26 protein-coding genes are annotated in these 26,946 nt (G+C 71.7%); 5 read left to right on the forward strand and 21 right to left on the reverse strand.

Annotation, left to right across the window (positions count from 1 at the left end; genetic code table 11):
• Positions 1-10 precede the first annotated feature (10 nt).
• Positions 11-1,132, forward strand: a complete 1,122-nt coding sequence (gene ald, locus ACA361_RS41015) for an alanine dehydrogenase (RefSeq protein WP_375020558.1) — start codon at positions 11-13, stop codon at positions 1,130-1,132.
• Between the two features lie 64 nt (positions 1,133-1,196).
• On the opposite strand, the gene ACA361_RS41020 is transcribed toward ald, so the two are convergent.
• The 3 genes from ACA361_RS41020 to ACA361_RS41030 all read right to left on the reverse strand — a co-directional run bounded on the left by ACA361_RS41020 (position 1,197) and on the right by ACA361_RS41030 (position 4,614).
• Positions 1,197-2,570: an aspartate aminotransferase family protein gene (locus tag ACA361_RS41020; protein WP_375020559.1), complete on the reverse strand. Its 1,374-nt coding sequence runs from the start codon at positions 2,568-2,570 to the stop codon at positions 1,197-1,199.
• A gap of 80 nt (positions 2,571-2,650) precedes the next feature.
• A complete protein-coding gene (locus tag ACA361_RS41025; protein ID WP_375020560.1) occupies positions 2,651-4,063 on the reverse strand; it encodes an NAD(P)/FAD-dependent oxidoreductase in 1,413 nt (470 codons plus the stop codon).
• 80 nt (positions 4,064-4,143) lie between these two features.
• The gene (locus ACA361_RS41030; protein ID WP_375020561.1) at positions 4,144-4,614 is read right to left on the reverse strand and encodes an Lrp/AsnC family transcriptional regulator; all 471 of its coding nucleotides are present in this window, start codon (positions 4,612-4,614) and stop codon (positions 4,144-4,146) included.
• Between the two features lie 216 nt (positions 4,615-4,830).
• On the opposite strand from ACA361_RS41030, the gene ACA361_RS41035 reads away from it, so the two are divergent.
• Positions 4,831-6,255 (forward strand): gamma-aminobutyraldehyde dehydrogenase, encoded by a 1,425-nt coding sequence (locus ACA361_RS41035; RefSeq protein WP_375020562.1) that lies wholly within the window; start codon positions 4,831-4,833, stop codon positions 6,253-6,255.
• Between the two features lie 101 nt (positions 6,256-6,356).
• Here the strand turns inward: ACA361_RS41035 and ACA361_RS41040 are convergent, their stop codons facing one another.
• From ACA361_RS41040 to ACA361_RS41075, 8 genes are all read right to left on the reverse strand, one after another.
• The gene (locus ACA361_RS41040; protein ID WP_375020563.1) at positions 6,357-6,833 is read right to left on the reverse strand and encodes a DUF3237 domain-containing protein; all 477 of its coding nucleotides are present in this window, start codon (positions 6,831-6,833) and stop codon (positions 6,357-6,359) included.
• Positions 6,830-8,527 carry a CocE/NonD family hydrolase gene (locus tag ACA361_RS41045; protein WP_375020564.1) on the reverse strand — a complete coding sequence of 566 codons (1,698 nt, stop codon included), beginning with the start codon at positions 8,525-8,527 and terminating at the stop codon, positions 6,830-6,832. The genes ACA361_RS41040 and ACA361_RS41045 overlap by 4 nt, the downstream gene beginning before the upstream one ends.
• A 27-nt stretch (positions 8,528-8,554) precedes the next feature.
• Complete coding sequence (locus ACA361_RS41050; protein WP_375020565.1) at positions 8,555-9,361, reverse strand: ABC transporter ATP-binding protein; 807 nt, start codon at positions 9,359-9,361, stop codon at positions 8,555-8,557.
• Positions 9,358-10,359, reverse strand: coding sequence for an ABC transporter ATP-binding protein (locus ACA361_RS41055; protein WP_375020566.1), 1,002 nt, complete (start codon positions 10,357-10,359; stop codon positions 9,358-9,360). Before ACA361_RS41055 ends, ACA361_RS41050 begins: the two co-directional genes overlap by 4 nt.
• On the reverse strand, positions 10,356-11,216 hold the full coding sequence (locus ACA361_RS41060) for an ABC transporter permease (protein WP_375020567.1): 861 nt from the start codon (positions 11,214-11,216) through the stop codon (positions 10,356-10,358). Before ACA361_RS41060 ends, ACA361_RS41055 begins: the two co-directional genes overlap by 4 nt.
• 4 nt (positions 11,217-11,220) lie before the next feature.
• On the reverse strand, positions 11,221-12,171 hold the full coding sequence (locus tag ACA361_RS41065; protein ID WP_375020568.1) for an ABC transporter permease: 951 nt from the start codon (positions 12,169-12,171) through the stop codon (positions 11,221-11,223).
• A gap of 1 nt (position 12,172) precedes the next feature.
• Complete coding sequence (locus tag ACA361_RS41070; protein WP_375020569.1) at positions 12,173-13,792, reverse strand: ABC transporter substrate-binding protein; 1,620 nt, start codon at positions 13,790-13,792, stop codon at positions 12,173-12,175.
• 404 nt (positions 13,793-14,196) lie between these two features.
• Positions 14,197-14,772 (reverse strand): TetR/AcrR family transcriptional regulator, encoded by a 576-nt coding sequence (locus tag ACA361_RS41075; RefSeq protein ID WP_375020570.1) that lies wholly within the window; start codon positions 14,770-14,772, stop codon positions 14,197-14,199.
• Positions 14,773-14,931: 159 nt separating this feature from the next.
• Here ACA361_RS41075 and ACA361_RS41080 point away from each other — a divergent pair, with 159 nt between their 5' ends.
• Positions 14,932-16,350: an amidase gene (locus tag ACA361_RS41080; protein WP_375020571.1), complete on the forward strand. Its 1,419-nt coding sequence runs from the start codon at positions 14,932-14,934 to the stop codon at positions 16,348-16,350.
• Between the two features lie 117 nt (positions 16,351-16,467).
• On the opposite strand, the gene ACA361_RS41085 is transcribed toward ACA361_RS41080, so the two are convergent.
• The 4 genes from ACA361_RS41085 to ACA361_RS41100 all read right to left on the reverse strand — a co-directional run bounded on the left by ACA361_RS41085 (position 16,468) and on the right by ACA361_RS41100 (position 19,131).
• A complete protein-coding gene (locus ACA361_RS41085; RefSeq protein WP_375020572.1) occupies positions 16,468-17,145 on the reverse strand; it encodes an enoyl-CoA hydratase-related protein in 678 nt (225 codons plus the stop codon).
• A gap of 2 nt (positions 17,146-17,147) precedes the next feature.
• Positions 17,148-17,840, reverse strand: coding sequence for a TetR/AcrR family transcriptional regulator (locus ACA361_RS41090; protein WP_375020573.1), 693 nt, complete (start codon positions 17,838-17,840; stop codon positions 17,148-17,150).
• A 226-nt stretch (positions 17,841-18,066) separates the two neighbouring features.
• Positions 18,067-18,678 (reverse strand): dihydrofolate reductase family protein, encoded by a 612-nt coding sequence (locus tag ACA361_RS41095; protein ID WP_375020574.1) that lies wholly within the window; start codon positions 18,676-18,678, stop codon positions 18,067-18,069.
• A gap of 63 nt (positions 18,679-18,741) precedes the next feature.
• Entirely contained in the window at positions 18,742-19,131 is a 390-nt protein-coding gene (locus ACA361_RS41100) for a VOC family protein (protein WP_375020575.1), read from the reverse strand.
• 154 nt (positions 19,132-19,285) lie between these two features.
• On the opposite strand from ACA361_RS41100, the gene ACA361_RS41105 reads away from it, so the two are divergent.
• Positions 19,286-19,933: a TetR/AcrR family transcriptional regulator gene (locus tag ACA361_RS41105; protein ID WP_375020576.1), complete on the forward strand. Its 648-nt coding sequence runs from the start codon at positions 19,286-19,288 to the stop codon at positions 19,931-19,933.
• Between the two features lie 209 nt (positions 19,934-20,142).
• Here ACA361_RS41105 and ACA361_RS41110 read toward each other — a convergent pair whose 3' ends face one another.
• The 3 genes from ACA361_RS41110 to ACA361_RS41120 all read right to left on the reverse strand — a co-directional run bounded on the left by ACA361_RS41110 (position 20,143) and on the right by ACA361_RS41120 (position 23,058).
• Positions 20,143-20,934 carry an NAD(P)-binding domain-containing protein gene (locus ACA361_RS41110; RefSeq protein WP_375020577.1) on the reverse strand — a complete coding sequence of 264 codons (792 nt, stop codon included), beginning with the start codon at positions 20,932-20,934 and terminating at the stop codon, positions 20,143-20,145.
• A 109-nt stretch (positions 20,935-21,043) separates the two neighbouring features.
• On the reverse strand, positions 21,044-22,003 hold the full coding sequence (locus ACA361_RS41115) for an alpha/beta hydrolase (RefSeq protein ID WP_375020578.1): 960 nt from the start codon (positions 22,001-22,003) through the stop codon (positions 21,044-21,046).
• Complete coding sequence (locus ACA361_RS41120; RefSeq protein ID WP_375020579.1) at positions 22,000-23,058, reverse strand: threonine/serine dehydratase; 1,059 nt, start codon at positions 23,056-23,058, stop codon at positions 22,000-22,002. Before ACA361_RS41120 ends, ACA361_RS41115 begins: the two co-directional genes overlap by 4 nt.
• Before the next feature lie 100 nt (positions 23,059-23,158).
• Between ACA361_RS41120 and ACA361_RS41125 the strand changes: the two genes are divergently transcribed.
• Complete coding sequence (locus tag ACA361_RS41125; RefSeq protein ID WP_375020580.1) at positions 23,159-23,674, forward strand: Lrp/AsnC family transcriptional regulator; 516 nt, start codon at positions 23,159-23,161, stop codon at positions 23,672-23,674.
• A gap of 170 nt (positions 23,675-23,844) precedes the next feature.
• Here the strand turns inward: ACA361_RS41125 and ACA361_RS41130 are convergent, their stop codons facing one another.
• The 3 genes from ACA361_RS41130 to ACA361_RS41140 all read right to left on the reverse strand — a co-directional run bounded on the left by ACA361_RS41130 (position 23,845) and on the right by ACA361_RS41140 (position 26,775).
• Positions 23,845-24,399 carry a PaaI family thioesterase gene (locus ACA361_RS41130; RefSeq protein WP_375020581.1) on the reverse strand — a complete coding sequence of 185 codons (555 nt, stop codon included), beginning with the start codon at positions 24,397-24,399 and terminating at the stop codon, positions 23,845-23,847.
• A 62-nt stretch (positions 24,400-24,461) separates the two neighbouring features.
• Positions 24,462-25,604: an MFS transporter gene (locus ACA361_RS41135; RefSeq protein WP_375020582.1), complete on the reverse strand. Its 1,143-nt coding sequence runs from the start codon at positions 25,602-25,604 to the stop codon at positions 24,462-24,464.
• 403 nt (positions 25,605-26,007) lie between these two features.
• Positions 26,008-26,775: a flavin monoamine oxidase family protein gene (locus ACA361_RS41140; RefSeq protein WP_375020583.1), complete on the reverse strand. Its 768-nt coding sequence runs from the start codon at positions 26,773-26,775 to the stop codon at positions 26,008-26,010.
• Positions 26,776-26,946: the final 171 nt, after the last annotated feature.

The following is a 26,946-nucleotide window of genomic DNA, read 5'->3' on the forward strand; positions in this document are numbered from 1 at the left end:
GCCGACCACCGTGAACATCGGTGTTCCGAAGGAAGTCAAGAACCACGAGCACCGGGTGGCGATCACGCCGGCCGGGGTCCGGGAACTCACGGCGAACGGGCACGCGGTCCACGTCGAGCGCGGTGCGGGCGCCGGGTCCTCGATCGGCGACGAGGAGTACGCGGCGGCGGGCGCCACGCTGCTGGACGACCCCGACGACGTATGGGGCACCGCCGACCTCGTCCTCAAGGTGAAGGAGCCGATCGCCGAGGAGTACCACCGCCTCCGCGAAGGGCTGACGCTGTTCACCTACCTGCACCTGGCCGCCGACAGGCCCCTCACCGAGGAACTGCTGGCCAGGAAGGTCACCGCCATCGCCTACGAGACCGTGCGGCTGCCTTCGGGCGGGCTGCCGCTCCTCTACCCGATGTCGGAGGTCGCCGGCTGCCTCGCGCCCCAAGTGGGCGCCCATGCGCTGTTCAAGGCACAGCGCGGCCGCGGCGTGCTGCTGGGCGGCGTCGGCGGGGTGGCCAACGCCAAGGTCGTCGTGATCGGCGCGGGCGTGGCCGGGCAGAACGCCGCCAACATCGCGCTGGGCATGGGCGCCGACGTCACGCTGCTCGACACCGACCTCGACAAGCTGCGCATGTCGTTCTGGCGCTACGGCAACCGGGTCCGCGGCCTCGCCTCGTCCACGCTGGCGATCGAGGAGCGGGTACGGCAGGCCGACCTGGTCATCGGAGCGGTCCTCATCCCGGGCGCCGCGGCACCGAAGCTGGTCGGCAACGACCTGGTGGCGCAGATGAAGCCCGGCTCGGTGCTCGTCGACATCGCCGTCGACCAGGGCGGCTGCTTCGCCGACACGCGGCCGACGACGCACGCCGATCCCACATACCAGGTGCACGACTCGACCTTCTACTGCGTCGCCAACATGCCGGGGGCCGTACCGAACACCTCCACCTACGCTCTGACCAACGCCACCCTGCCGTACGTGGTGAGGCTGGCCGCCAGAGGCTGGCGGCGGGCCCTGGCCGAAGACCCCGGCTTCGCCTCGGGGCTCAACACCCACGATGGCCGCCTCACCAGCGCGCCGGTCGGGCGAGCGGTGGGCATCGAGGCCACCGCGCCCGAAACGGTGCTCCGGGAGAAGTGACGGGATCTCGTGGAGCCGATGGCCGGCGCGGTCGCGGTCGGCCATCGGCTTCCCGAGAGGATCGCTAGAGAAGTCTCCCTGCACTGGTGAGCGCGTCACGCAGGATCTGCTCCATCTCGTCGAAGTGCGCCTGGTCGCAGATGAGCGGCGGGGACAGTTGGACGACCGGCTCGGCGCGGTCGTCGGCCCGGCAGTACAGTCCCGACTCGAAGAGCCGCGCGGACACGTGGCCGCGCAGGATCCGCTCGGATTCCTCGGCGGTGAAGGTCCGCTTGGTGGTCTTGTCCTTGACCAGTTCGATGCCGTAGAAGAAGCCGCCGCCGCGGACGTCCCCGACGATGGGCAGGTCGGTGAGCCTGTCCAGGGTGGCGCGGAAGGCGTCCTCGGTGTCGCGGACGTGCTCGTAGAGGCCCTCGCGTTCGATGACGTCCAGGTTGGCCAGTGCCACGGCGCAGGAGACCGGGTGGCCGCCGTAGGTGGAGCCGTGCATGAACGTCGCGCCGTCGCGGCGGAACGGTTCCATCAGCCGGTCGCCGGCCAGTACCGCGCCGAGTGGGGCGTAGCCGGAGGTCAGGCCCTTGGCGGTGGTGATGATGTCGGGCCGGTAGCCGTAGCGGTCGGCGCCGAAGGCGTGCCCGAGCCGGCCGAACGCGCAGATCACCTCGTCGGAGACCAGCAGCACGTCGTGCCGGTCGCAGATCTCGCGGACCCGCTGGAAGTAGCCGGGCGGCGGCGGGAAGCAGCCGCCGGTGTTCTGCATCGGCTCCAGGAACACCGCGGCGACGGTGCCGGGACCTTCGAACTCGATGGCCTCCTCGATCCGGTCGGCCGCCCACCGGCCGAAGGCCACGGGATCGTCGCCGTGCTCGGGGGCGCGGTAGAAGTTGGTGTTCGGGACGCGGACGGTGCTGGGGACGAGCGGCTCGAAGTCCTGCTTGGCGCCGGGGATGCCGGTGATCGACAGCGCTCCCTGGGAGGTGCCGTGGTAGGCCAGCGACCGGCTGATCACCTTGTGCTTGCCGGGCCGGCCGGTCAGCCGGAAGTACTGCTTGGCCAGCTTCCAGGCGGTCTCGACCGACTCGCCTCCGCTGACGGTGAAGAACACCCGGTTCAGGTCGCCGGGCGCCGCGGCGGCGAGCCGGTCGGCCAGCTCGATCGCGGCGGGATGGGCGTGCGACCACAGCGGGAAGTAGGCCAGCCGCCGGGTCTGCTCGGCCGCGGCCGCGGCCAGCTCCTCCCTGCCGTGCCCGACCTGGACGGCGAAGAGCCCGGCCAGCCCGTCGAGGTAGCGCTTGCCCCGGGCGTCCCACACGTAGGCGCCCTCGCCGCGCACGATCACCGGGATCCCGGGGTCGTCGGCGGCGGAGTGGCGGGTGAAGTGCAGCCACAGGTGCTCGATCGAGGGGGCGGCGGCGTCGGTGGGCACGTTGTCGGGCATGGGGCGTCATCACTTTCTCGCGGGTGACCGGAGCGGTCGGTGTCGGCGGGCTGCTTGCGGCTGTCGGTGGTGTCCGAACGTCAGCTGTCGAAGCCGAGTCCGAGGGTGTCCATCGTTCGCAGCCACAGGTTCCGCTTCCCGCCGTTGCGGTCGGCGTGGGCCATCGAGCGGCGGGTGAGCTCGATGCCGAGCCAGCGCAGAGGCTCGGGCGGGAACGGGACGGGCTTGCTGCGCACCATCGCGAGCCGGGTCCGCGGGGAGTGCAGGCCGTCGAGCCGGTCGAGCATGACCTGCGCTCCGAACCGTGTCGCGGCCACCCCGAGCCCGGTGAAGCCGAGGGCGTAGGCGACCCTGCCGTGCGCGGCGGTGCCGAAGAAGGCCGAGAAGCGGGTGCAGGTGTCGACCACGCCGCCCCACGTATGGGTGAAACGGACGCCCTCCAGTTGGGGGAAGGTCTGGAAGAAGTTGGAGGCCAGGACCTGGAAGGTGGCCGGACGCTGGTCCAGGTCGGCCGACAGCCGGGATCCGTAGTGGTAGACGGCGTCGTAGCCGCCCCACAGGATCCGGTCGTCGGCGGTGAGCCGGTAGTAGTGGAACCGGCTCCCGGAGTCGGACATGCCGTGGCGGTGCCGCCAGCCGATCGAGGCCAGCCGCGCTTCGGTCAGCGGCTCGGTGACCATCGCGTAGTCGTACACGGGCACCACGAACGGGCGGATCCGGCGTACCAGCGGCGGGAAGGCGTTGGTGGCCAGCGCGACCCGCCGCGCCACCACCCGGCCGTAGCCGGTGGTGACCACCATGCCGGTGCCGCGGGTGGCCAGCCCGGTCGCGGGGGTGCGCTCGAAGATCCGCACGCCGAGCCGGACGCAGGCGTCGCGGAGTCCCCAGGCGAGCCTGGCCGGATTGACCAGCGCCGTACCGCGCCGGTCGAGGACCCCGGCCAGGTAGGTCGGCGAGTCGACCTCGGCTCTGACCTGCTCGGTGCCGAGGAACTCGCAGGAGAGGCCGTACCTTCGCGCCGTCTCGGCGTGCTCGCGCAGCTCGCCGACCTGGTGCGGCCGGGTGGCGACGTCGATCGAGCCGGTGCGCTCCCAGTCGCAGTCGATCCCGTACCGCCGCAGCGTGTCCTCGATGGCGTCCAGGTTCTCCAGGCCGAGTCGCTCCAGCTCCGCCAGCTCGTCCGGCCATCGGGCCAGGCCGTTGCCGAAACCGTGGGTGAGCGAGGACGCGCAGAAGCCGCCGTTGCGTCCGGAGGCCGCCCAGCCCACCTCGCGCGCCTCGATCAGAACGACGTCGCGGTCCGGGTCGCGCTCCTTGGCCAGCAGGGCCGTCCACAGCCCGCAGTACCCGCCGCCGACCACCACCAGGTCGCAGTGCTCTTCTCCGGCCAGCGCCGGGAAGGGGGACGGCCGCGCCGGGTCGTCGAGCCAGAACGGGACGGGCTCGGCATGGACGAGCGCACGTACCGGATCAGTAGCGGTCACGCGAAGCATGACACTAATGTAGTGCGTAAATCTCCACTTCGTCCACTATTTCAGCAGGCATCTCTCGATGGTTGCTACTGAAGTAGTCGTCATCGGGCCCGCCACTGGTAGCTTTCCTTGCACAGTTGGAGGTAGACGAAGGACTCCGTGCTCACCACGCCGGGGATCGACCGGATGCGGGTCGACAGCACCTCGGTCAGATGGGCGTCGTCATCGCACACGACCTCGCACAGGAAGTCATAGGTGCCGGCGCACATCACCACGTAGACCGTCTCCTCCATCTCCGTCAGCGCGGCGGCGACCGGCGGCAGCGGCCCCTCGACCTTCACGCCCACCATCACCTGCCGGTGGCCGCCGACGCGCAACGGGTCGGCGACGGCGACGATCTGCATCACGCCCGACTCGATCATGCGCTGCACCCGCTGCCGCACCGCCGCCTCGGACAGCCCGACCACCTTGGCGATCGCCCCGTACGAGCGCCGCCCGTCCTCCTGCAACTGCTCGATGATCTGCCACGAGATGTCGTCGAGGTCCGCCACGGCCCCACTCTTCCTGCCCATGACCGCATCATCGCAGGCGCCGGCGGCTCCGGCCGCACTCGCCGACCGCGACCGACGGGCGACTATTTTAGTAGTCATTGACAGTACTAGCCTGCTCCTTCCATAGTCTATTGCAACCACTGGCGACTGATATAGCATTCAGAGCTGCGGTTTCGGTAGGTCCTCGGAACCGTGGTCCACGCCTCCAGACCCCATGACACCCACGAAGGGAAGCCGGTGACGACCTTCACCAACCTCGTCGACGGAAAGCGGCGCGGTGCCGCCGACGAACGAGTCCTCGACGTCATCGACCCGGTGACCGGCGAGGTCTACGCGACCTCGCCGCTGTCCGGGCAGGCCGACGTCGACACCGCCATGGACGCCGCGGCCCGCGCGTTCGAGACCTGGCGCTGGACCACCCCCGCCGAACGCCAGCGCGCCCTGCTGAGGATCGCCGACGCGATCGACGCGCGGCTGGACGAGCTGATCGACGTCGAATGCGCCGACACCGGCAAGCCCCGCGCCCTCACCGCCACCGAAGAGGTCCCGCTGTGCGCCGACCAGTTCCGGTTCTTCGCCGGGGCCGCGCGGATCCTGGAGGGGCGCTCGGCCGGCGAGTACATGGAAGGGCACACCTCGTTCGTCCGGCGCGAGCCGGTCGGGGTCTGCGCCCAGGTCACCCCGTGGAACTACCCGCTGATGATGGCCGTGTGGAAGATCGCGCCCGCGCTGGCCGCGGGCAACACCGTGGTGCTCAAGCCGTCCGACACCACCCCGGCCTCCACCACGCTGCTCGCCGAGATCTGCGCCGAGTTCCTGCCGCCCGGCGTGCTGAACGTCATCTGCGGCGACCGCGACACCGGCCGCGCGCTGGTCTCCCACCCCCGGCCCGACATGGTCTCGATCACCGGCTCCGTCCGGGCCGGCACGCAGGTCGCCGAGGCGGCCGCCGCCGACCTCAAGCGCACCCACCTCGAACTCGGCGGCAAGGCACCGGTCGTGGTGTTCGCCGACGCCGACATCGCCGCCGCGGCCGAGGGCATCGCCGGCGCCGCCTACTTCAACGCCGGCCAGGACTGCACCGCCGCCAGCCGCGTCCTCGTCGCCGCCGACGTCCACGATGAACTGGTCGCCGCGCTCACCGAGCAGGCCCGCGCGACCCGTACCGCGGGGCCCTCCGACCCCGGCGCCGCCTACGGCCCCCTCAACAACGCCGACCAGCTCGCCCGCGTCGCCGGCATGGTCGACCGGCTGCCCGGCCACGCCACCGTCCACCACGGCGGCACCCGGGTCGGCGACCGCGGCTACTTCTACGCCCCCACCGTCGTGTCCGGCCTGCGCCAGCGGGACGAGGCCAGCCAGCACGAGATCTTCGGCCCGGTCATCACCGTCCAGTCCTTCACCGGCGAGGACGAGGCCGTACGGTTCTCCAACGACGTCCGGTACGGCCTCGCCTCCTCGGTGTGGACCCGCGACCACGCCCGGGCGATGCGCGTGTCGGCCAAGCTCGACTTCGGCTGCGTCTGGATCAACACCCACATCCCGTTCGTCGCCGAGATGCCGCACGGCGGCTTCAAGCACTCCGGCCACGGCAAGGACCTGTCGATGTACGGGTTCGAGGACTACACCCGCATCAAGCACGTCATGAGCGCCACCTCCTGATCCGGCCCGCCTCGCCGGTCGACAGGGCGTGTCATCCCGATGGGCCGCCTCCCCGCCCTCGCAGGCGGGGAGGCGGCCCATCACGGCTCCGCCGCGGATGGTCAGAGCAGGGCGTACATGCGGATGGCGACGGCGTGCTCGTCCACGCCGGCCGGCCGGGCGAGGCCGACGAAGACGGTCTGCGCGAGCCAGCGGTGGTCCGGCGCGTCGGTACGGAAGGTGGGGGATGTGCGGTAGTAGATGCCCGCCTTCGCCACCTGGAGGTCTCCGTCGTACTGGTCGGGGCCGGCGGACTCCTCCTCGTGGTAGTAGCCCCGGTTCACGATGTCGATGACCGCGCCGTCGTCGGCCTGCAGCAGGTAGCGGGCGTCGAGCTGGCAGATCCGGCCGCGGGTGCTGGACCAGTCGCCGCCTCCGGGGAGGACCTTCCCGCGCAGCATGGGTCCCTCGACGGTGCCGCCGATGATGGGGGTGAAATCGGTGCTCTCCCCGTCGCCGTGCCCGATGTGCAGGGACGGGGAGAGGTCGGCGCGGATCTCGAAGGCGAAGGTCAGCGCCGGAGTGAAGGGGTCGGTCATGGTCGGCTCCTCAGGGGTCGGTGGGCGGAGGGACGGGGGTCGCGGAGTCGGTCGGGCTGCCACCTGCCGATCCGCAGGCACGCGGGACGGCCGCCGCCTACGGTCAGTTCCCGCGGGCTGGGGCCGCCCGGCACGGCCGCCCACGGGTCGGTGCCCGCGGGGGCCTCGGCGAGGTAGTCGGGGAACTCGCTGCTCATGAGATCGAGGGCGAGGCGGTGCCCCGGAAGGAGCCGGTAGGCGACCTCGAGAAGGTCCAGCACGGCCACCCCGGGTCCCGGTTCCTCGGGCAGGCGGACCTGCCCCTTGGCGATCAGGTAGGCCGCCCCGCCGGGTTCCACGTCCAGCAGCCGCGCGTGCACGTGGGCCGCGGCCGGTGCGCGCAGACTCAGCTGCAAGGTCACGGTGCCGATGAGATCGAGTCGCTCGTCCAGTGCCGGCCCCAGGAAGCGGAGCACGTCCTCGCGCTGCCCGACCGGGCCCAGATCCGACCGGTCGAAGAGGGCCGCGAACGGGTTCGCCCCCGCCGCGGGCACCAGGTCGCCGGGATCGTGCGTCCACCGCAGCGACGCTTCGCGCACGGGCGCCCGCACGGCCAGGTTCGGCGCCGGGTCCGCCGCCAGATGGAGGGTGAGTTCGGACGACTCCGCGGGCGGCCACCTGTCGCTCGTCCGCCACCCGCCGTGGCACACCTCGTACCGCACCCGAGGATGGTCCGCCAGATCACCACGGCGGCCCAGCACGGCGTCGAAGAAGTCCAGGGCCGGATCGAGGTAGCGCGGCAGCAGCCGCTCCAGGGCCTCGGGAGCGGCGGCGTGGTCGTTCCACGGGTCGACGGGCGCGTCGCCGAGCCGGTAGTTCTCGTGGTCGATCGCCTCCAGGCGCAGGTAGAGGTGCTCGGACCAGGTGGGGTGCCGCGCCAGCGCCCGCACGTCATGCCAGGACCAGACCGCGCAGTTGTCGAACCATCCGATCGTGTACAGCGCCGGTACGGGCGGGCTCGCCAGCAGCGCCTCCAGCGGCCGGGGGACGAACGGGGACCGGTCCGCGAACTCGCCGTCGAAGTTGACCGAGCGCTCGCCGATCTCGGTGAAGAAGTCCTCGAACGCCGCCCGCAGCGGCCGCCGGCTCCAGTCGGGTTCCCACTCGTACCGGCCGGCGTCCACGTAGTGGGAGGCGAAGTACATCTTGCGGGAGGTCTGCTCGACATCGCGCGACCCGTCGCCGTACTCCAGGACCGTGGACAGCTGCGAGCCGGTCAGCCTGGGCGAGATGGCCCGCAGGGCGGGATGCCCGCCGATGGCGGCGGCGATGGCGGTGTGGCCGTAGTACGAGTCGCCCCACATCACGACGTCGCCGTCGCACCACGGCTGCTCGGTGATCCACTGGATCGTGTCGTGCCCGTCGTCCACCTCGTGGACGGCGAACTCGGTCGCTCCTTCGGACCGGTACTTCCCGCGGACGTCCTGGACGACCACGTGGTAGCCGCGGGCGAGGAGGTACCGGCTGATCTTCGGCATGAAGCAGTAGACGCCGTCCTTGTCGTACGGCAGCCGGACCAGGACGACGGCCCCGGGGCGCCCGGCGGCGGCGAGATACAGATCGGCCGCGAGCCGGACGCCGTCCCTCATGGGAACGCTGAGCTCCGTGGCGTCGGCGGGCACTGCGGCCGGTCCGACCTTCTTCACTATGGGCATGCGATGTCTCCGTGATGGGCGGGGCGGTCAGGCGAGGTCGAGCGCGCGGCGGTCCCGGGCCACGCGGTCGAGATCCCAGCCGGGGGAGGGGATCGAGTCGAGCAGCAGCCGCGTGTAGGGGTGTTGCGGGTCGTGCAGGATCTGCTCCGTCACGCCGCGTTCGACGATGCGGCCGCGCCGCATCACGATGGCCGTGTCGGTGATGTAGCGCACCACCGCCAGGTCATGGCTGACGAAGACGTACGAGATGCCCGACTCCTTCCGCAGCCGGTCCAGCAGGGTGAGGATCTGCGCCTGGATCGAGACGTCGAGCGCGGCGACCGCCTCGTCCAGGACCAGGACCCGCGGGGCGATGCCGAGCGCGCGGGCGATGGCCGCGCGCTGCCGCTGGCCGCCGGAGAGGTCGCGGGGCAGCGAGCCGGCGACGCGGGCGCTGAGCCCGACCTGCTCCAGCAGTTCCGCGACGCGGGCGCGGTGCTGCCCGGCCGAGCCGGGGGCGTGCAGCCTGAGCGGCTCGGCGATCGACTGTGCGATGGTCTGGCGGGGGTCGAACGAGCCGTACGGATCCTGGAAGATCATCTGGAGCCGCTTGGCCTGCCGGCGGCGGGCGCGGCGGGAGTCCCACTCGACGGGCCGGCCGTCGAGGAGCACGGTCCCGGACGTGGGGCGTTCCAGCCCGGCCAGGATGCGCGCGGTCGTGGTCTTGCCGGATCCGGACTCGCCGACGATCCCCAGCGATTCGCCGGGCATGAGGTCGAAGCCGACGTCGTCGACCGCGGCGACGCCGCCGAAGGTCTTCACCAGCGAGGAGACGCTCAGGACGGGACCGCTCACGGCGTACCGCCTCCTTCCGGATGGTGGCACGCGACGAGCGACATGCCGTGCGGGCGGGCGGCGGGGACCTCGGTGGCGCAGACGTCGTCGGAGATCGGGCACCGGTCGCGGAACGAGCACCCGGCGGGCGCCTGCGCCAGTTCCTTCGGGCTGCCCTTGATCGCCCTGATCGCGGCGCGGTCGCCGTGAACGGAGGGGCTCGCCTCGAGCAGTGCCCGGGTGTACGGGTGGGCGGGCGCCTCGAACAGCGCCGTCCCGGCCGACTCCTCGGCGATGCGGCCGGCGTACATCACGTAGACGCGGTCGCAGATCGCCGCGGCGAGGTCCAGGTCGTGGGTCACGAAGAGCATGCCGGTGCCGTGCGCCCGTTGCAGGCCCTTCAGCAGGGTGACGACCTCGGCCTGGGTGGTCACGTCGAGCGCGGTGGTGGGTTCGTCGGCCAGCAGCAGCGCCGGCTCGGTGGACAGCGCTCCGGCGATCATGACGCGTTGCAGCATGCCGCCCGAGAACTCGTGCGGGTACTGCCGCACCGCGCGGCGGGGGTTTTGGATGCCGACCTGCCCGAGCAGCTCCTGCGCGCGTGCCGCGGCCGCCTTGGCGGGCATGCCGCGTGCCCGCATCCCCTCGGTGAGGTAGTCGCCGATCCGGCGCACCGGATTGATCGACGCCCGCGGATCCTGGAAGATCATGGCCGCCCGGGCGCGACGCAGCTCGCGCAGCTCCCGCCGCCCGGCGGCGAGCACGTCGAGACCCCCGGCGACGACCGTGCCGGTGGCCCGGGACCCGCGCGGGAACATGCCCAGAGCGGCCCGCGCCGTGAGCGACTTGCCGGATCCGGACTCGCCGACCAGTCCCACCGTCTCGCCGCGTTCCACCGTGACGGTGACGTCGGCCAGCAGCGGTACGGCGCGCTCGCCGGTTCCGACGGCCAGGCTCAGTCCCGCGACGGTGAGGACGGCGCGGTCGGGTGCGGGCCGTTCGTTCGTGAGCGTCGTCATCTCCGCTTCCTGCCGATCGAGGCGCCGATGTGCTCGCCGATGAGGTTGACGCAGATGACGGTCAGCAGCACCGCCAGCCCGGGCAGCAGGCCGCTCCAGACCTCGCCCTGCAGGATGGCGCCGCGCTCCTGGCTGATCATCGAGCCCCAGTCCGCCTCGGGCGGCCGGACGCCGAGCCCGAGGTAGGACAGCGCCGCCAGGTCCATCAGCGCGTAGCCGAACGAGAGCGCGCCCTGGGCGAGGAGCACGGGAAGGATGTTGGGCAGCAGGTGGCGAAGCGTCACCCACCATTCGCCGAAGCCCATCACGCGGTAGCTCTCCACGTAGGGACGGGCGCCTTCCTGCACGGCCACGCTGCGGACGACCCGGCCGATGAACGGCGTGTAGCTGACGGCCAGCGCGCAGATGGGCGCGGTGAGACCCGGCCCGGACACCGCCACCACGAGCATCGCCAGCAGCAGGCTGGGGAACGAGAAGACGATGTCCATGGCGCGGGACAGGACGGCGTCGCCCCATCCGCCCGCGCGAGCCGCGAGCAGCCCGATCGCGGTGCCGAGCAGTCCCGACAGCAGGACGACCGCGAGCGGTGCCAGCAGCGACAGCCGCGCTCCGTACATCAGCCGCGACAGCAGGTCCCGGCCGACCGAGTCCGTGCCCAGCCAGTGGTCCGCGGTGCCGGGCGGCGCCAGGGAGTCCAGCAGGCTCGTGGTCTCGGGGGAGTGCGGTGCCAGGACCGGTGCCAGCACCGCCGTGCCGATGATGACCAGCAGGGTCGCGACCGCGAACGTGAGGCTGAGAGGGCGGCGGCGCCGCCGCTTGGCGCTCCTCGCCCGCAGTGCGGGGATCGTCAGTGTCATCGGCTCAGGCCCCGGCCTTCACGCGCGGATCGATCAGCGGCATCACCAGGTCGACCAGCGTGTTGAGCACCACGAACAGCGCCACGGCGAACAGGGCGATGCCCTGGACGACGGGGAAGTCCCGCCGGGACACCGAGCTGACCAGCAGTGCACCGACGCCGTCCAGGCCGAACGCGGTCTCCACGACGGCGGTGCCCACGAAGAGGCTGGCCACCAGCACCGCCATGATGGTGAGCATCGGCGCCAGGGCGTTGCGGACCACGTGCCGGCGGATCACCGCCGCGCCGCTCACCCCCCGGCTGCGCGCGACCTCCACATGCTCGCGGCCCAGCTCGTCGGTGAACGCGGCGTGACCGACCCGGGCCAGCACCCCGAACGCGGCGATCGCCATCGCGGTCGCGGGCAGGGTCAGGTGCCACAGCCGGTCGGTGAAGCCGCTTCCGGCGCCCGTGGCGGGGAACCAGTCCAGGCCGACCGCGAAGACGCCCAGCAGGAGGATGGCCGCCACGAACGGCGGCGTGGCCATGGCGATGGCCGCGGCGGCACCCGCCAGCCGGTTGGCGACGCCCCCTTTGACTGCGGAGACCAGCGCCACCGTCGCCCCGAACGCGATCGCCAGGACGGCCGAGTACAGGATCAGCAGCCCGGAGACCCCGAGCCGGCCGGTGAGGAGGGAGGTGACGCCGGTCTGGTAGTTCATCGACGTGCCGAGGTCGAGCCGGAGCACATCGCCGAACCAGCCGAGGTACCCCTCCACGAACCCCCGGTCGAGGCCGTGCTCGTGCCGGAGTGCCTCGATCTGGTCGGGGGTGAGCCGCCGTCCCGCGCTCAGGGCCAGGACCGGGTCACCGGGAACGAGGCGAAGCGCGCCGTAGATGACGACGGACGCGGACAGGACGGTGAGCATCGCGCCGATGGCGCGTCCGCCCAGCCGGGCGGCCAGTGTCCGGGGCATCTCACGCGCCGCCCAGCGTGGTCGCCCAGGGCGTGTTCAGGTAGCTCTGCCGCGGGACGAGGCCGGTCAGCCGGGAAGCGTGGTACACGCTGACGTGCTGCGTCGCGATGGGGATGTTGACCAGGTCCCTGGCCATGATCGCCTGGGCGCCGGTCACCAGCCGGGCCCGCGCCGCGGGGTCCTCCTGGCCCATGGCGGCGAAGATGGCCCGGTCGTACTCCTTGTTGGCGTAGCCGCCGAAGTTGTAGAAGCTCCCGATGGTGAAGAACTGGTAGTACGACAGCGGCTCGGGAAAGTCGAGGTACCCGCCGGCCAGCAGCAGGTCGATGCCGGCGCGGGCGGCCGGCGAGCTGAAGACCGCGCCGAACTGCTCGGCGGTCATCGGCTTGAGCTGGATGTTCAGGCCCACCTGCTTGGCGGTGTCGGCGATCGCCGTCGCCGCCCGGGCGTTCTCCTCGATGGCGCTCGTGTACCCGAGAACGATCTTCCCCTTGGCCCGGGGAGAGCGCTTGACGAGGTCACGGGCCTTGCCGAGGTCCTGGGCCGGCTCGGGCAGCCTGTCGTACTCGGCGCGGTAGACGTCCTGCGCGTACCCCCATGCCGCGGGCGGGACGAGTGCGCGCAGCGGCTGCGCGGTGCCCTGGTAGACCGACTTCAGGATCCCCCTGTAGTCGATCAGAGCCTGGAGCGCCTGCCTGACGGCGAGGTCGCCCAGCGCGCCGTTCCTGTTGAGCACCGACAGGAAGGTGGGGGCCATGCTCTGCCCGTACAGCAGGCGGCCCTTGCCCGAGAGCTGGTCGATCCCGGTGAGGGGGACGTTGAACTGGCCGTCCACGTCGCCGCCGGCCAGCGCCGCGACCTGCGCCGAGGGGTCGCTGATGAAGGTGAAGCGCAGATTCTCGACCCTGGGCCTGGCCGCGGTGTTCCACCAGGAGTCGTTGCGGGTGAGCGTGATGTTCTGGCCCTGCGTCCAGGCGACGGTCTTGTACGGGCCGGTGCACATGACACCGGACCTGGCGGTGCCGAACGCCTTGCCCGCCGCCTCGGCGGTCGCCTTCTCCACGACGAAGAAGGCCGGCATGGCGAAGAAGTTCGGGACCAGCGCGTCCGGCCTCTTCAGCTTGACGGTGACCGTGTTGCGGCCGGTGGCCTCGATGCCGCGCAGGTTGACGGCCCAGCCGATCCACGACGAGCCCAGCTTGGGGTCGAGGATGCGCTCGGCGCTGTAGACGACGTCTTCAGGGGTGACCGGTCTGCCGTTCCAGAACCTGGCGCCGTCGCGGAGGTGGATGACGAACGTGAGCGGGTCGGGATGGTCGACCCTGGTGGCCAGGGCCGGCCGGGGGCGGTAGTCGGGGCCGAGGGTGAACAGGCCCTCGCACATGTTCGCGGTGATGGTGCTGACCGACTCGATGGAGGACTGCGCGGGGTCGAGCGTGGGCGGTTCCCCGGCGGGGACGTTCCAGGTGACGGTGTCGACGTCCTTGGTCGGGGCGGAAACGGCGGTGGTGATAGCCTTGGGCCTGGCTTGATCGTCGGCTTTGCCGCCGTTGGAGCATGCCGCCAGCGTGCAGCAACCGATGAGCACCGGCGTCAGCGCGGTGCGAAGGGGACGTGGCATGGATTGGACCCTTCGTGGTGCTGGGTACGGGTCTGGTGGGAAGGCGTCGCGCGGCTGAAATGCGACGCGGAACGGTCCGGAACGCGCCCGACCCGGCGTTTCGTGGACGGCGGGTCCTGGACGGCCCGGATCGGGCAGGGCGCGTCCGCACGCTCGGCCGATGGACGCAGCGCATGGCTGATCGGCGCGGCGGGATGCGCGATCGATCCGGTGAAGCCCGAGTCCCGGCGGTGACCGCCGGGCGGGAAAGGCCGGCTTCGCGGCCGCTGATGAAGACCGGTGAGCCGGGTGAGTGGGAACGGCCTGGGCTCTAGGAGCCGGCCGGCGCGCCTGCCGGCGGTCCGCGGGTGCGCGTCGGACGGCCGTGCGCCGCCTCGCCGGGGGATGTCACCGTTGGCCTTCCTCTACGAGTCGGTGGTCAGGAGGCGTACGAGCCGGTCGATGAGCGGCGTGACGCTCTCGCTGTTCCAGCGCTCGGGGTCTTCCAGGCTGGACACGTAGAAGCCGCGCAGGACCAGGTGCATGATGTCGGCGGCGAACTCGGCGTCGGCCGCGCCCGCGAGGGCGGCGGCGTCCGCCAGCTGCGTCCGTCCCCGCCGCGCGTCCGTGGTGAGGACCTGCAGCGCCTCCGACTCCCGGCCGCTGCGACCGAGGATCTCCATGAAGAGGCGGCGCAGCACCTCGTCGTTGCCGGTGGTCGTGCAGGCCCAGCGCGCCGTCGCGGCCAGGCGCTCCTTCTCGGGCAGCGCGTCGGCGACCTGTTCCATCTCCTCTCCCCAGGTCTCGATCGCGTGCTCGACCGCGTTGCGCAGGAGCGCCTCCCTGGTCGGCAGGTAGTTGGTGACCAGGGTGGTGGACCCGCCGATCCGCTTCGCCACGGCGCGGATGCTCACTCCGTCGATTCCGCTGGTCGCCACGATGTCCAGAGTGGCGTCGGCGATGGTGGCCAGGCGTTGCGTGATATCGACCTCGATCGGCATGGACGGGAGCGTAACCCCGCCGGACAAGAAATACAACACCGTTGTACATCGGTGTCGCATCACGTACTCTCCTCGCCATGCGATCCGGCTTCCAGCTCGGCGGCGGGTCGTTAGCGCAGTTCGCACGGGCTTTCCGTGCCTGTAATGGCGAGGAGTGACATGGAGCTGTGGCAACTGCCGGCGACCGAGCTCGCGGCGGAGATCCGGAATCGGCGCGTCTCGGCGGTCGAGGCCGTCCAGTCGGCTCTGGACAGGATCGAGGCCGTGAACCCCGCGCTGAACGCACTGCTCGACGTGCGTCCCGACGAGGCGCTCACCGACGCCCGCCGGGCCGACGAAGCCGTGGCCGCCGGGCGGGCCCTCGGCCCGCTGCACGGCGTGCCCGTGTCCACCAAGATCAACACTGCCCAGCGCGGAAGCCTGACCAGCCACGGCCTGGCCCCGCTCGCCGATGTGCGCGCCGCGGAGGACGACGCGGTCATCGCGGCGCTGCGCTCCGCCGGGGCGATCCTCGTCGGCCGCAGCAACGTGCCCGCCTTCTCGATGCGGTGGTTCACCTCGAACGACCCGCACGGCAGGACGCTCAACCCGTGGAGCGCCGCGCACACTCCGGGCGGCTCCAGCGGCGGCGCGGCCAGCGCCGTGGCCGCCGGCATGACCCCCATCTCCCAGGGCAACGACATCGCCGGCTCGGTGCGCTACCCCGCCGCCTGCTGCGGGGTGGTGGGCATCCGCCCGACGGTCGGGCTGGTCTCCAACTGGGCCGCGCCGGCGCCGGTGGAACTCGAGGGCCCGCTCACCTTCCAGCTGTGGTCCGTGCAGGGACCGCTCGCCGGCACCGTGGCCGACGCGCGTCTCGCCATGGCGGCGATGGCGTCCCCGGACCCGCGCGACCCGTTCGGCGTCCCGGCGCTGCCGGCACGCCCACCGGCCGGCGGGCCGTTGCACGTCAAGGTCGTGCGCGACGTGGGCCTGGCCAAGCCGCACCCGTCCGTGAGCGCCGCCCTGGACACCGCGGCCGGATGGCTGGCCGAGGCGGGCCACGCCGTGGAAGAGATCGAACTGCCACTGCTCGCCGAGGCCGCGCGGCTGTGGCTGCTGCTCCTGTCGGAGGATCTGCGGTCGCTGCTGCCGGGCATGCGCGAGATGGGCGACGAGGCGACCCGCCGCAACATGACCCACTTGTACGAGGCGGCCGCCGAGCTCTGGGGCGACAGGCCCGACACCGCGGCCTACATCCAGGGATGGGCCCGCCGTGCCACGCTCGTCACCAGGCTGCAGGAAATGCTCGGCGCGAACACGGTCCTGCTGACCCCGGTCTCGGCCGAGCCGCCGTTCGAGAACGACGCCGACATCCTGGACCCGGCCCGCGGCCGCGGCCTGTTCGCCGCGCAGTGGCCGATGACGTCCGTACCCGTCCTCGGGTTCCCCGCCGTCTCCGTGCCCACCGCCGTCGCCGACGGCCTCCCGGTCGGCGTCCAGATCATCGGTGGCCGGTTCACCGAGGAGCTCATCCTCGATGTCGCCCAGACCATCGAGACCCGCGCGCCCCGCATGACCCCGCCCCTGCACCGTTGAGCGCGGGGACGCGTGTCCAGGCGCAGGGCCTTGTGCCGCGGGTGTGACCGTGGCCGGCGGACACCGGGCCCCGCCCCGCCCGGTGGCCGGCAGGACGGGGCGCCGGGGGCCGTCGGGTCAGGCGTCGGCCGTCGCGGTCCGGGTGTCGCGCAGCGCGGCCAGGGCGGAGGCGTACATGGTGGTCTTGATCGCGCCCAGGGTGGTGCGGTCCTTGCCGGCCAGGGGCCGGACGCGGGCGTCGGCGACGGCGACGAGCTGCTCCAGGTCCGCGACGTCGTCGACCAGGCCCAGCTCCCGCGCCTGGGGAGCCCCGAACCGGTGTCCGGTGGTCATGGAGGCGGTCGCGGCGGCCGGGGTGAGCTTGCCTTGGACGAGGGCGGCCATGCCGGGGGTGAAGGGGATGTTGATGTCGACCTCGGGCAGGCAGAAGTAGCCGCGGTCGGCGCGCATGGCGCGGAAGTCGTGGGCCAGGGCGAGCATGGTCCCCGCGCCGAACGCGTGGCCGTTGACCGCGGCGATCGTGGGAACGGGCAGCGACAGCACGCGGGCCAGAAGGTCCTGCACCCGCTCGACGTAGGGCATCAGTTCCTCGGGATGGGCTCCCAGCCACTCCAGGTCCAGGCCGTTGGAGAAGAACTTGCCGTGGCCGGTGGTGATGAGCGCGGCGGGACCGGAGTGGTCCACGACGCTGTCCAGGTGGCCGTGGACGGCAATGATCCAGTCCGGGGAGAACCGGTTCTCGTCCCGGCCCAGGTCCAGGACGAACACCGGGCCGTCGTTGCGAAGTTCGGGCATGGTCAATCCTTGGTCGTCGAAGTGGCAGGCCGGCGGCCGGAACGGCCGGCCGGCGGGATGGTCACCACGGCGCGGACGGCCGCCTCCAGCCGCCGCCGGGTGTCGGTGTCGATGGGCGTGACGGCGGTGGCCCCCTCGTCGGTGACCGGGGCGGTGAGGGGGCGCCGGAACGCGGCGGTGGGCAGGTCGACCACGCACAGGGTGATGACCGCGACGGCGGCCGCGTCCGCCCGGCCCCACAGGCCGCGGGCCAGCCGCTTCAGCAGGTCCAGCAGCCGCCGGTCGAGCGCGAGCAGGTCGGCGGCCAGCTGATCGGGCAGGCCGGGGCCCAGCAGCCGCTCGCGGTTCACGCTCATCAGCATCCGGGCCGCCGCGGGGCGCCGCAGCGCGAACACCGCCGGCGCGTCGGCCGCCGCCACCACCGCGTCCACCGCCGCCCCTGCCGGCGGCCCCCCGGACTCCGCGGCCTCCCGGACCGCGGTTTCCTGCAGGTCCAGGAAGTCGCCGGCGGCTCGCAGCCACACCCGCCCCAGCAGGACGGGCAGGGACCCGAACGCGTGGTAGATCGCCCCGTTCGACACCCCCGCCGCGGCGGCCAGGCCACGGATGGTGACGCCATCGGGTCCCGAGCCGGCCACCAGCCGCTCGGCGGCGTCCATGATCAGCTCAGGGTCGTACATCCGAGGTCGCGCCATACCCACACAGTAACAGAGCAGGTGCTCTGTTACTGTCGGGCGGGCGGTCCCTCATCCCGTCACCGGTAAGCCCGATCCCGCTCAGAAGGGGTGTACATGGAGACCGCAGCCGATCAGGACCCGCAGGGAACCGCCCAGCCGGCCCAGGATGCCTGGGCCCGTCGGTGCTCGCGCTGAGGTCGGTGTGCCGCTGGCCGGTCGGGGCCCGGAGGGGAGAGCCCGCGTTCTACGCGTCGGTGGCGGAGTCGGCGGGACGGTCGTAGGTGAGGAAGGCGGCGCCGCTGTCGAGCACGGTGTGGTCGGTGAGTTTCCAGGTACGGGGGTCGAAGGCGGCTGTGCGGGAGAACAGCGGGATGCCGGTGCCGAGGGTCAGCGTGCCGACCTTGAGGATCAGCCGGTCGATCTGCTGGTAGAGCGCGCCGGCCAGTTCGGCGCCGCCGAGCAGCCAGATGTCCTTGCCGTCCTGGCGCTTGAGGTCGCGCACCGTCTGGGCGGGGTCGCTGGCGACCAGTTCGACGGCGGGGTCGGGGCTCTGGGTGAGGGTCCGGGAGAAGACCACGTGGCGCAGGTGCGGGAAGGCGTCGGTGATCCCGGCCTTCAAACCGATCTCGTAGCTGCGGCGGCCTTCCAGGACGGTGTCGAAGCGGGTGCCCTCGGCGGTGACCGACAGGGCGGCGCGGGCCGGGCCGGGCAGCGTCTCAGGGTAGTCGGCCACGATGTGCTGGATGTAGTCGGCGGGAAGGGGCCAGAAGCCGTCCGGGCCGGTGGGGTCGGCGCCGTCCGGGCCGGCGATGAAACCGTCGAGAGTGGTGGCGATGAAGTACACCAGCTTGCGCAAGAGGAGGCTCGTTTCGTGAAGTCGGTGGCCGGGCCGCCGGCCTGGGTGATCGCTGGGGAGATGTCAGGCGGTGTCGGGAGTGGTCCATTCCACGAACTGGACGATCACTCCGTTGGGGTCGGTGACCTGGAACAGGCGCTCGCCCCAGGGCTCCTGACGTAGCGGCATGGTGATCTCGACGCCGGTGTCGCGCAGCAGCTTCTCCTGTTCTCGCAGGCCGTCTGCGAGGGTGAAGGCCAGGATCACACCGGCGGCGTGCTGGTCGCGCTGCTCGGGCGGCAGCACCTGGATGCCGCGGGCGAGCAGGACGAGATCGACCGCGTCGGGGCGGGTCAGGGACGCGAAGCCGTCGGCGGCCTGTTGGAGGGTGTAGCCCAGGTGCGTGGTGAAGAACTCCTGGGAGGCGGTGACGTCGTCCACGGTCAGCGACACGGTGGAAGCGGTGAACTGCACGAATCTCCTTGCCGGGATGAGCGGGGTCAGTAGCTGTGGCGGCGTGGCAGAGCGCGAGGCCCCGCGCTCGGCGCAAACTTGCGACGGACGTAAACTTAGCCCGGTAAGTTCAATAGTGTCAACATAAAGATGCTATGAGGGTAAGATTGCGTCCATGGGCATCCAGACACCCGCCGCGGCCCCCGGGCTGCGCGAGGCCAAGAAGCAGGAGACCCGGCAGCTGATCTCCGACCACGCCACCCGGCTGTTCATCGCCCAGGGCTTCGAGCAGACCACCATCGCCGAGATCGCCGCCGCCGCCCGCGTGGCCAAGAAGACCGTCACCAACTACTTCCCCCGCAAGGAAGACCTGGCGTTGGACCACCAGGAGCAGTTCGCCGCCTCCCTGGCCGGCGCCGTCGCCGCCCGGCGCCCGGGGGAGTCGGCGCTGGCCGCGCTGCGCCGCGCGTTCGCCGGCGCCGTGGCCGCCCAGGACCCCGTCGCCGGCTTCTCCGGCCGGCCGTTCGCCCGCATGATCGCCGACAGCCCGACCCTGACCGCCTGCCTGCGCGGCCTGCACGACCGACGTGAGGACCACCTGGCACGGGCGCTGGCCGAGGCCACCGGTGCCCGGCCCGACGACATCAGCGTCCAGACCGCCGCCGGCCTGCTGAGCAGCGTCTACCGCGTGCTGTTCCACCGCATCCAGACCCTCACCCTCGCCGGCCGCCCCAACGACCAGATCGCTCACACCATCGCCGCCGACGCCACCCGAGCCTTCGACCTGTTGGAGCCCGCTCTGTCCGACTACGCCATCGCCTGACGGGCACGTCCTCATCTCATCCCGGCCGGCCGGACCGGCTCCGCGGACCGGCACGTCTCCAGCCCGCGGGCCACCATGGTCTTCACCGCAGGCCGGACATGGAAGGGCCGCAGGGCACGGCCGGTGGGCCCCGGCCTCAGCGGTGTCGCGCGCAGCGAAGCGTGTTGCTCACTTTCTCGTTCGCGAGGAACGAGAGGCGGGGGCGCCGTTCACCGTTGACCGCTGTTCCGCGGTCCCTCATCAAGGTCGGTGAGTAGTTCGTCGAGGGCCTTGTCGAGGGCTTCGGAGTTGGCCGAGTCGAACCAGGTGGTGCGGATGCGTTCGTTGTTCCCCTTCGGGGTCTCGTGGTCGGCCGCGAGCCGGCGCAGGGAGCGTGTCTGGTCGCTCAGGGCCCGGCCGACGCCCTGGAAGAGGCTGCGCACGTAGCCGTCGGCGTCGCCGGGGGCGATGCCGTGGCCGATGGCCCAGGAGGTGAGCGTGGCGAGGTAGGAGTAGTGGGTCGTCAGCGTTCCCGTCAGCGCGGAGAAGACGTTGAACGCCGTCTCGTCGGCGACCGGGAGCACCCCGCCCAGGCGCTCGAACAGGGCGTCCACCGTCGGGTGCGACGGGTAGGTCACCGTGAGCGAGCGGCGTTCACGGATGGCGGGGAGGGGGATGGCCCGTACCAAGGCGGCGTCGGTGGCGAGTGTCCGGCGCAGGTCGCCGTCGCCGACACCCGACATCACGTTGATCACTACCTTGCCGCCGTCCACCTTCAGCCCGGCCAGTGCTTCGTGCCGGTCCTGGCGGCGGACGGCGATGATCACCACCTCGGAGCGGTCCACCACCTCCTGGTTGTCGGCGCACACCCGCACGCCCTCATAGCGCCCGGACAGCTCCGCGGCCGTGCGGGCCCCCCGAGGGCTGAGGAACACCTCTGGCGACGTGTCGGCCCCGCCGCACAGGCCCGTCACGATGGCCCGGCCGATCTCGCCCACTCCGATGACGCCGATGCGCTTCACTGCTTCTGCCTCCGTTTCGTGTGGTCGTCGTGAACCCTGTCGGTGCGGGTCCGTGAGTGCTGCGGGCGGGGAGCCATCCCGGTCCACCCCAGCGCCGGCGGCAGCCCGGTCACGTGGCGAGGGAGGCTCGGAGGAACCCGAGGATCTCCGCCCGCGCGGCCTCGGCCTGCTGTTCCACGCCCGGCAGGGTGAGGAACGCATGCCGCGCTCCGGGGTACTCGGTGAGCCGTGCCGGTGTCCCGGCCGCCTGCAGCCGCTCGGCGTAGCGGCGGCCGTGATCGGCCACCGCGTCCTGGGTCGGCACGACCACCAGGGCCGGCGCCAGCCGGCTCAGGTCGTCGGCGTACAGCGGCGAGAGCGCACGAGCGTCGGTTCGCGGTGGAACGGAGAGCCGCTGGAACACGCGCAGTTGGGGCACGGCTCGGGTCGGGCTGTAGCCGAACTCGTCGATCGAGGCGTAGTCGAACATCGTCTCGGTCACATCGACCGCGGGGTTGACCAGCACCTGCGCCTTGAGCATCAGGCCGGCCTCTCTGGCCCGGATCGCCGCCAGGGCACTGATCAACGCGCCGCAGCTCTCGCCGAACACGGCCGTGCGCGCCGGGTCGATACCCCACTGCGAGGCGTGCCACACCACGTGCCGGAGCACGTCCCAGCCGTCGTCGACGACATCCGGCAGCGGAGTCTCCGGGCCGAGGAGGCGGTGCTCGACCGAGACGACGAGTGCGGGCAGGCGGGCGGCGAGATGGCTGTTGGCCCAGTCGCACTGCACCGCCGTGCCCACGAAACTGCCTCCGTGCACGTGGAGCACGAGTGGCAGCTCGGCCCGTTCGGTGCCGTGGCCGTCGCGCGCGGCGGCCGGCCGGTAAACCCGGACCGGGATCTCGCGGTCGGTCAGCGCCACCTGCCGCCAATCGATCGTGGCGCCGGGGTCGGGCTCGCCGAGGAGCGCCCGTGCCGCGCTGGACGCCCGGAAGCGGTTCTCCGCCTCGCGGTAGGTGAGCAACTCCTCGTCCGTCATCGCGGGCCAGTCCGGCTCCGGCGGCCGCTCGGTGGTGGCCTCACTCATGCGTTCTCCTCGGCTTGGGAAGTCGTACGTTCTGCGAGGCCGGATGCTCCAGGGGCCGGGCGTCTGGCGGGAGACGGCGCGTTGCGGGCGGGCCGTGTCAGCCGGGCCGCCAGTTCCCGGACCTGTTCAGGACGCGGGTTGGCGCCGGTCAGCACCGTCGCCAACCGGTCGCCGGGGACCGCGCCCTCGGCGATCGCCGCCAGGCCCGCCGCCCCCGCCGGCTCCAGGACGATCCCGAGCGTGCGCGCCGCCAGCTCCATGGCGGCGGCGATGGCCTCGTCGGTCACCAGAACGATCTCGTCCACCAGGGTGCGGGCCCGCCGTACCGAGGCCTCCAGCGGGCTGCGCACCGCGATCCCATCGGCGAAGGTGCGGGCGTGGTCGACGCTGACCGCGCGGCCGGCGCCCAGGCTCTCCCGCATCGAGGGGGCGCCTTCGGCGTTGACCCCCACGATGCGGGTGCCGGGGGCGTGCTCCTTCATCCAGCGCGCCACGCCGTTGACCAGCGCGCCGTCGCCGACCGGCAGCACGACCGCGTCAAAGCCCGTACCGCCCGAAGCGCCGCGGGTCAGCTCGACTCCGATCGTCCCGGCGCCCTCGGCGATCGCCGCCTGCAGGCCGTCCTGGAGGTAGACGCGGTGAGGATGGCGTTCGGCGTGGGCGGCCGCGGCCTCTCGCGCCGACGTGCCGTCCGTCCCTGCCGTGATGACCAGGGCGCCGAAGGTCTCCATCCGCTCCCGCTTGTCGGGATTGACCGTCTCGGGCACGAACACCTTGACCGGCATCCCGCGGGCTCGCCCGGCATAGGCGACGGCCTGCCCGAAGTTGCCCGAACTGGCGCATACCACCGGCGTGCCCGGGGCGAGCGTGCTCAGCATCAGATCGGCGCCCCGGCCCTTGAAACTGCGCACCGGATTGGCCGTCTCCACCTTCACCGTCACCGCGCGGTCGCCCAGCGCCCGGCACAGCTGCTCGTCGAGGTACTGCGGGGTGTCGAGGAACACCGGATCGATCACCTGTACGGCCTTCTCGATCCGCCTCACGTCCAGGTCCATACGCGTCACCTTCCCTCGGGGCATCCGGACCTGGCCGACGCTATTCGAACTCCCGATCGAAGCGATTGAGAATTTTCCCGCCGCGACGCAATAATCTTGCATGCCCGAATCGCCGCCACCGCGCCTGGACGAGATCGACGCCCTCCTTCTGGACCTGCTCCAGCACGACGCCGGACGCACCCTGCACGACCTCGGCGAGCAGGTCGGGCTCTCACCGAGCGCCGTCCAGCGACGGATCGCCCGCTACCGCAAGGACGGCCTCATCAGCAGGCAGGTCGCCGTCCTCGACCCGCACCGCTTCGGCCCCACCGTCCTGGCCGCGGTCCTGGTGACCCTCGACCAGGAGTCGTTCGAGCACCACCGCGCCTTCGCCGAACGGACGCAGTCGGACCCGCAGGTCCAGCAGTGCTACCGGGTCGCGGGGCCGTGGGACTACCTCGTCGTCCTGGCCGCACGAAGCATGCGCGACTGCAGCCGGCTCGGCGACCGCCTGTTCAAGGCCGACGACAACATCAAGCGTTACGAGACCCTGGTCGTCTTCGACACCGTCAAGACCGGCCTGGCCCTCCCGCTTCCCGCACCACAGCCCACTCGACCGCAAGACAGGCAGCCATAAGCGGGGAGACCCGAGTGAAGACCTGACGCGTGACGGGCATCACCGCCACCAGCGACGCTGGCGGCCACAGGAGCATCGTCGCCCTGGTCGGCCGGTCAGACGGCCAGGCCCCGAGCGCGGCGGGAACGGGCATCACGGCCGCTGCCACCCTGTGATCCAGGGTGGCAGGATCACTGATCGGGCCTGTTCATGCGGATCAGGGTCTGCTGGCCGTTGGCCACCAACTTGCGTTCGCCGTCCTTCCAGACGCCGTACACCTCCAGCTGGCAGACGGTCAGGGTGCGCCCGGCTTTCAGGACGGTGCCGATCGCCTCCAGGTGATCGCCGGCGGCGGGGGCGAGCAGGTTGATCTTGTACTCGACGGTGAGGACATCGCTGTCCTCGTCGAACAGCGTGAGCCCGGCGTAGCCGCCGGCGCTGTCGGCGATGGCACTCGTGGCGCCCGCGTGGACGTAGCCGTGCTGCTGGGTGACCTCGGGGCGAGCCGGGAGCACGATGCGGACGCGGCCGGGGCCGATGTGGGTGAGACGCGCACCGAGGTGTGCCATGAGGCCTTGGCGGTCGAAGCTGTCCTGGACGCGCTTCCGCACCGCGGGGCTCGCCTGTTCCTGCTGCGTCTGGTCTTCCACGTACGTGTTCTCCTTCGGTCCGTGATGGTGGAGCGGAGCGGCATCCTCAGCCGGCCGGGCGTTCCACTGGCGGGAAGGCGCGATGGCGATCATCATGGCACCGCTGGTGCGGGTGACGACCCGGGCGGCCGACGGCCAGATCTTCCAGGCCGTACCGGTCAGGACGCCGACCGGCGAGGTGGACGACGGCGCACGCCGTCAGGTGCGACAGCGGGCAATCGGATCAGAGATGCCGTGCCGAGCAGGGCCAGGGCGACGGCGGCGATGATCATCGCGGCGGTGAACCCGGCCTGCTGGACCGCGAAGCCCGTGAGCAACGGGCCGGCGGCAAGGCCCGCGGCGTAGGCCAGGTTGTACAGCGAGTAGGAGCCGCCCAGAGTCGGCGGCGTGGAACGGAGCCCTTGCTCGCCGATCATGGTCGTCGCCGGTGCCAGCAGGAGAGCCGAGGAGACTCCGAGCAGGATCATGCCGATGCTGGTCCGCCATGGCCCGCCTGCGAACCCGATCACGACGAGAGCTGCGGCGACGGCGACGACACCGGCGCCGATCAGGAGCCGAGGCGGCGCGGTGGTCACGTAACGGCCCACGATGGGGTTGGCGATGATCGCCGCCAGGGCGGCGAGACCGAAGAGAAGCCCGATCGCCAGCGAGCCGGCTCCCAGATGCGCCGGCAGGACCGGCTCGATGCCGGAGAGCACGGCCGCACCGACCGCGACAGCGATCACGATCGATATCGATCCCGGAACGCGCAGTACGGCAAGGGGCCCACCGGGGTCGTCGGTGACTCGGGGAGAGCCCTTGACCAGGAAGACGCGCAGGACGCCGTCGATGAGGGCGATGGCAGCGGCGAAGAGGAACGGGGCTGCGGTGCCGAGGCGCTCGGCGAGGAAGCCCGCCAGAGGCGGCCCCAGCAGCACGCCCAGAGTGAGCGAGGAGATGGCGATGCCCATGGCCTGTCCTCGCTTGTCGAGGCCGGTGGTCGCGGCGATCAGCGACAGCGCCGCCACCCAGGACATGCCGCCGGCGATGCCCTGGGCGATCCGGGCCACCAGCAGCAGCCAGTACGGGCCGCCCGCGGCGAACAGCAGTGTCGCCGCGGCCAGACCGACCAGCCCGATGAGCAGCGGGAGCTTGGGGCCGTGCCGGTCGACGATGCGTCCGGCGAACAGGGTGGCGATGATCATGGTCGCCGCGTAGGAGGAGAACAGCACTCCGGTGGCCGCCGGTCCGGCCTCGACGACCGCGGGAAGCAACGGGAGGACGGGAACGGCAAGGCCGTGGACGAGCATGTCGGTGAACACCGCAGCTGATCCGACGATCAGCGCGTGCGAGGGAGTCGTGCCTCGCGCGAGCGAGACAGGGTCGTGTGTCGCCAATTGCGTACGTCTTTCCAGGAGAGCAATCCCCTCACCAGTGCCGCGATCGCGGCGTCGAGGTGTTCGGATTGCGGAAGGTCTTCGGGTCGGGTTGCCGCGGTCACGGTGAACCCTTGGATCAGCACCAGCACCAGGTAGCTGTCGCGGTAGCGCCCCACCTCCTGTCCAGGAATGCCCGTTCCAGGACAGGAGGTGAGGCCGTACCAGACGTTGAGCACTACGCCCCGACCAGGCGGTGGCGCTGTACTGGCGGCAGGGCGGGAAGGCGCCGCGGCGATTCGTCGCCCGCCCGGACGCGCCCGCTGCCGCTCAAGCCATCAGCACCTCGTCAGCGGCGGCCTGGCCGGATCAGGACTCCATCGTCGTTCTGGGCGATCCGCCGGACCGGCGCGCTGAGACGGACGCGGCCGCCGAGCCTGGTGGCCAGGCGCCGCGCCAGCTCGCCGGCGCCCTGGTCCAGCCGGTCCTGCTGGGCGCCGCCCTCGGTCGCCATGACCGCCTGCAGGCTGCCCGCCGACCGGGCGTAGAACAGGGCGTGCAGCAGTGACAGCTCGCTCGGCTCGCAGGCCCACATCAGCCGGGTGGCCAGCGCGAACAACCGGTGCCCGCCTCGGGTGCGCAGGGTGCGGCCGATCCACGTGGCGAGGGTCTGGCCGTCGAGCACCGCGGCGTTCGGGCTGCTCCACGGGGCGGCGGGGTCGATCGTCCGGGCCAGTCGCTCGAACCGCGCCTGCGCCTGAGCGAAGTCCAGCAGTTGCGGCATGCTCAGCCGGGGGACGGTCCCCCGCCAGTGCCGGATGCGGCCGGAGGCGGTCTCGACCAGGTGGTCGCCCGCCACATGGGTGGCGAACACCTCGATCCCGAGCTCCTCGGCCAGGGCATGGACACGATCCTGCCCGGGACCGATGAACTGGCCCCCCAGATCGAGGATCTCGCCGTCGGCCTCAACGAGGCGGGTGCGCCCGCCGACGTGGTCGCGGGCTTCGAGTACGAGCACGTCCACGCCCTGCCGCAGCAGTGTGTCGGCGCAGCTCAACCCGGACATTACGGCGCCGACGACAACGACGTCGGCGGCGGAGTGACGGTGGTCGGTCATGTCTTGCTCCTGGTGCGTCGGGCCGTGCCACGGCATGCGACGCACCTAGATCGTTGATGGGAAATTGTGTGCTGGTCAGTGGTCGTAGGCGGTGAGGGAGCGTTTGACGGGTGCGTCGATGAGCCAGTTGTGCCAGATGGCGGCGTTGAGCGCGAGGATGCGCTGGGCGAT

This window comes from Actinomadura sp. 21ATH, assembly GCF_041951345.1.
GTDB lineage: Bacteria > Actinomycetota > Actinomycetes > Streptosporangiales > Streptosporangiaceae > Spirillospora.

Excerpts from the sequence above, each read along its gene's own strand:
- ACA361_RS41080 (WP_375020571.1), top strand. The coding sequence starts at position 14,932 with ATGGAGCTGTGGCAACTGCCGGCGACCGAGCTCGCGGCGGAGATCCGG.
- ACA361_RS41085 (WP_375020572.1), bottom strand. The coding sequence starts at position 17,145 with ATGCCCGAACTTCGCAACGACGGCCCGGTGTTCGTCCTGGACCTGGGC.
- ACA361_RS41120 (WP_375020579.1), bottom strand. The coding sequence starts at position 23,058 with ATGGACCTGGACGTGAGGCGGATCGAGAAGGCCGTACAGGTGATCGAT.
- ACA361_RS41075 (WP_375020570.1), bottom strand. The coding sequence starts at position 14,772 with ATGCCGATCGAGGTCGATATCACGCAACGCCTGGCCACCATCGCCGAC.
- ACA361_RS41055 (WP_375020566.1), bottom strand. The coding sequence starts at position 10,359 with ATGACGACGCTCACGAACGAACGGCCCGCACCCGACCGCGCCGTCCTC.
- ACA361_RS41065 (WP_375020568.1), bottom strand. The coding sequence starts at position 12,171 with ATGCCCCGGACACTGGCCGCCCGGCTGGGCGGACGCGCCATCGGCGCG.
- ACA361_RS41130 (WP_375020581.1), bottom strand. The coding sequence starts at position 24,399 with ATGATGATCGCCATCGCGCCTTCCCGCCAGTGGAACGCCCGGCCGGCT.
- ACA361_RS41020 (WP_375020559.1), bottom strand. The coding sequence starts at position 2,570 with ATGCCCGACAACGTGCCCACCGACGCCGCCGCCCCCTCGATCGAGCAC.
- ACA361_RS41115 (WP_375020578.1), bottom strand. The coding sequence starts at position 22,003 with ATGAGTGAGGCCACCACCGAGCGGCCGCCGGAGCCGGACTGGCCCGCG.
- ACA361_RS41090 (WP_375020573.1), bottom strand. The coding sequence starts at position 17,840 with ATGGCGCGACCTCGGATGTACGACCCTGAGCTGATCATGGACGCCGCC.
- ACA361_RS41060 (WP_375020567.1), bottom strand. The coding sequence starts at position 11,216 with ATGACACTGACGATCCCCGCACTGCGGGCGAGGAGCGCCAAGCGGCGG.
- ACA361_RS41125 (WP_375020580.1), top strand. The coding sequence starts at position 23,159 with ATGCCCGAATCGCCGCCACCGCGCCTGGACGAGATCGACGCCCTCCTT.
- ACA361_RS41070 (WP_375020569.1), bottom strand. The coding sequence starts at position 13,792 with ATGCCACGTCCCCTTCGCACCGCGCTGACGCCGGTGCTCATCGGTTGC.
- ACA361_RS41105 (WP_375020576.1), top strand. The coding sequence starts at position 19,286 with ATGGGCATCCAGACACCCGCCGCGGCCCCCGGGCTGCGCGAGGCCAAG.
- ACA361_RS41040 (WP_375020563.1), bottom strand. The coding sequence starts at position 6,833 with ATGACCGACCCCTTCACTCCGGCGCTGACCTTCGCCTTCGAGATCCGC.
- ACA361_RS41045 (WP_375020564.1), bottom strand. The coding sequence starts at position 8,527 with ATGCCCATAGTGAAGAAGGTCGGACCGGCCGCAGTGCCCGCCGACGCC.
- ACA361_RS41025 (WP_375020560.1), bottom strand. The coding sequence starts at position 4,063 with ATGCTTCGCGTGACCGCTACTGATCCGGTACGTGCGCTCGTCCATGCC.
- ACA361_RS41030 (WP_375020561.1), bottom strand. The coding sequence starts at position 4,614 with ATGGGCAGGAAGAGTGGGGCCGTGGCGGACCTCGACGACATCTCGTGG.
- ACA361_RS41140 (WP_375020583.1), bottom strand. The coding sequence starts at position 26,775 with ATGACCGACCACCGTCACTCCGCCGCCGACGTCGTTGTCGTCGGCGCC.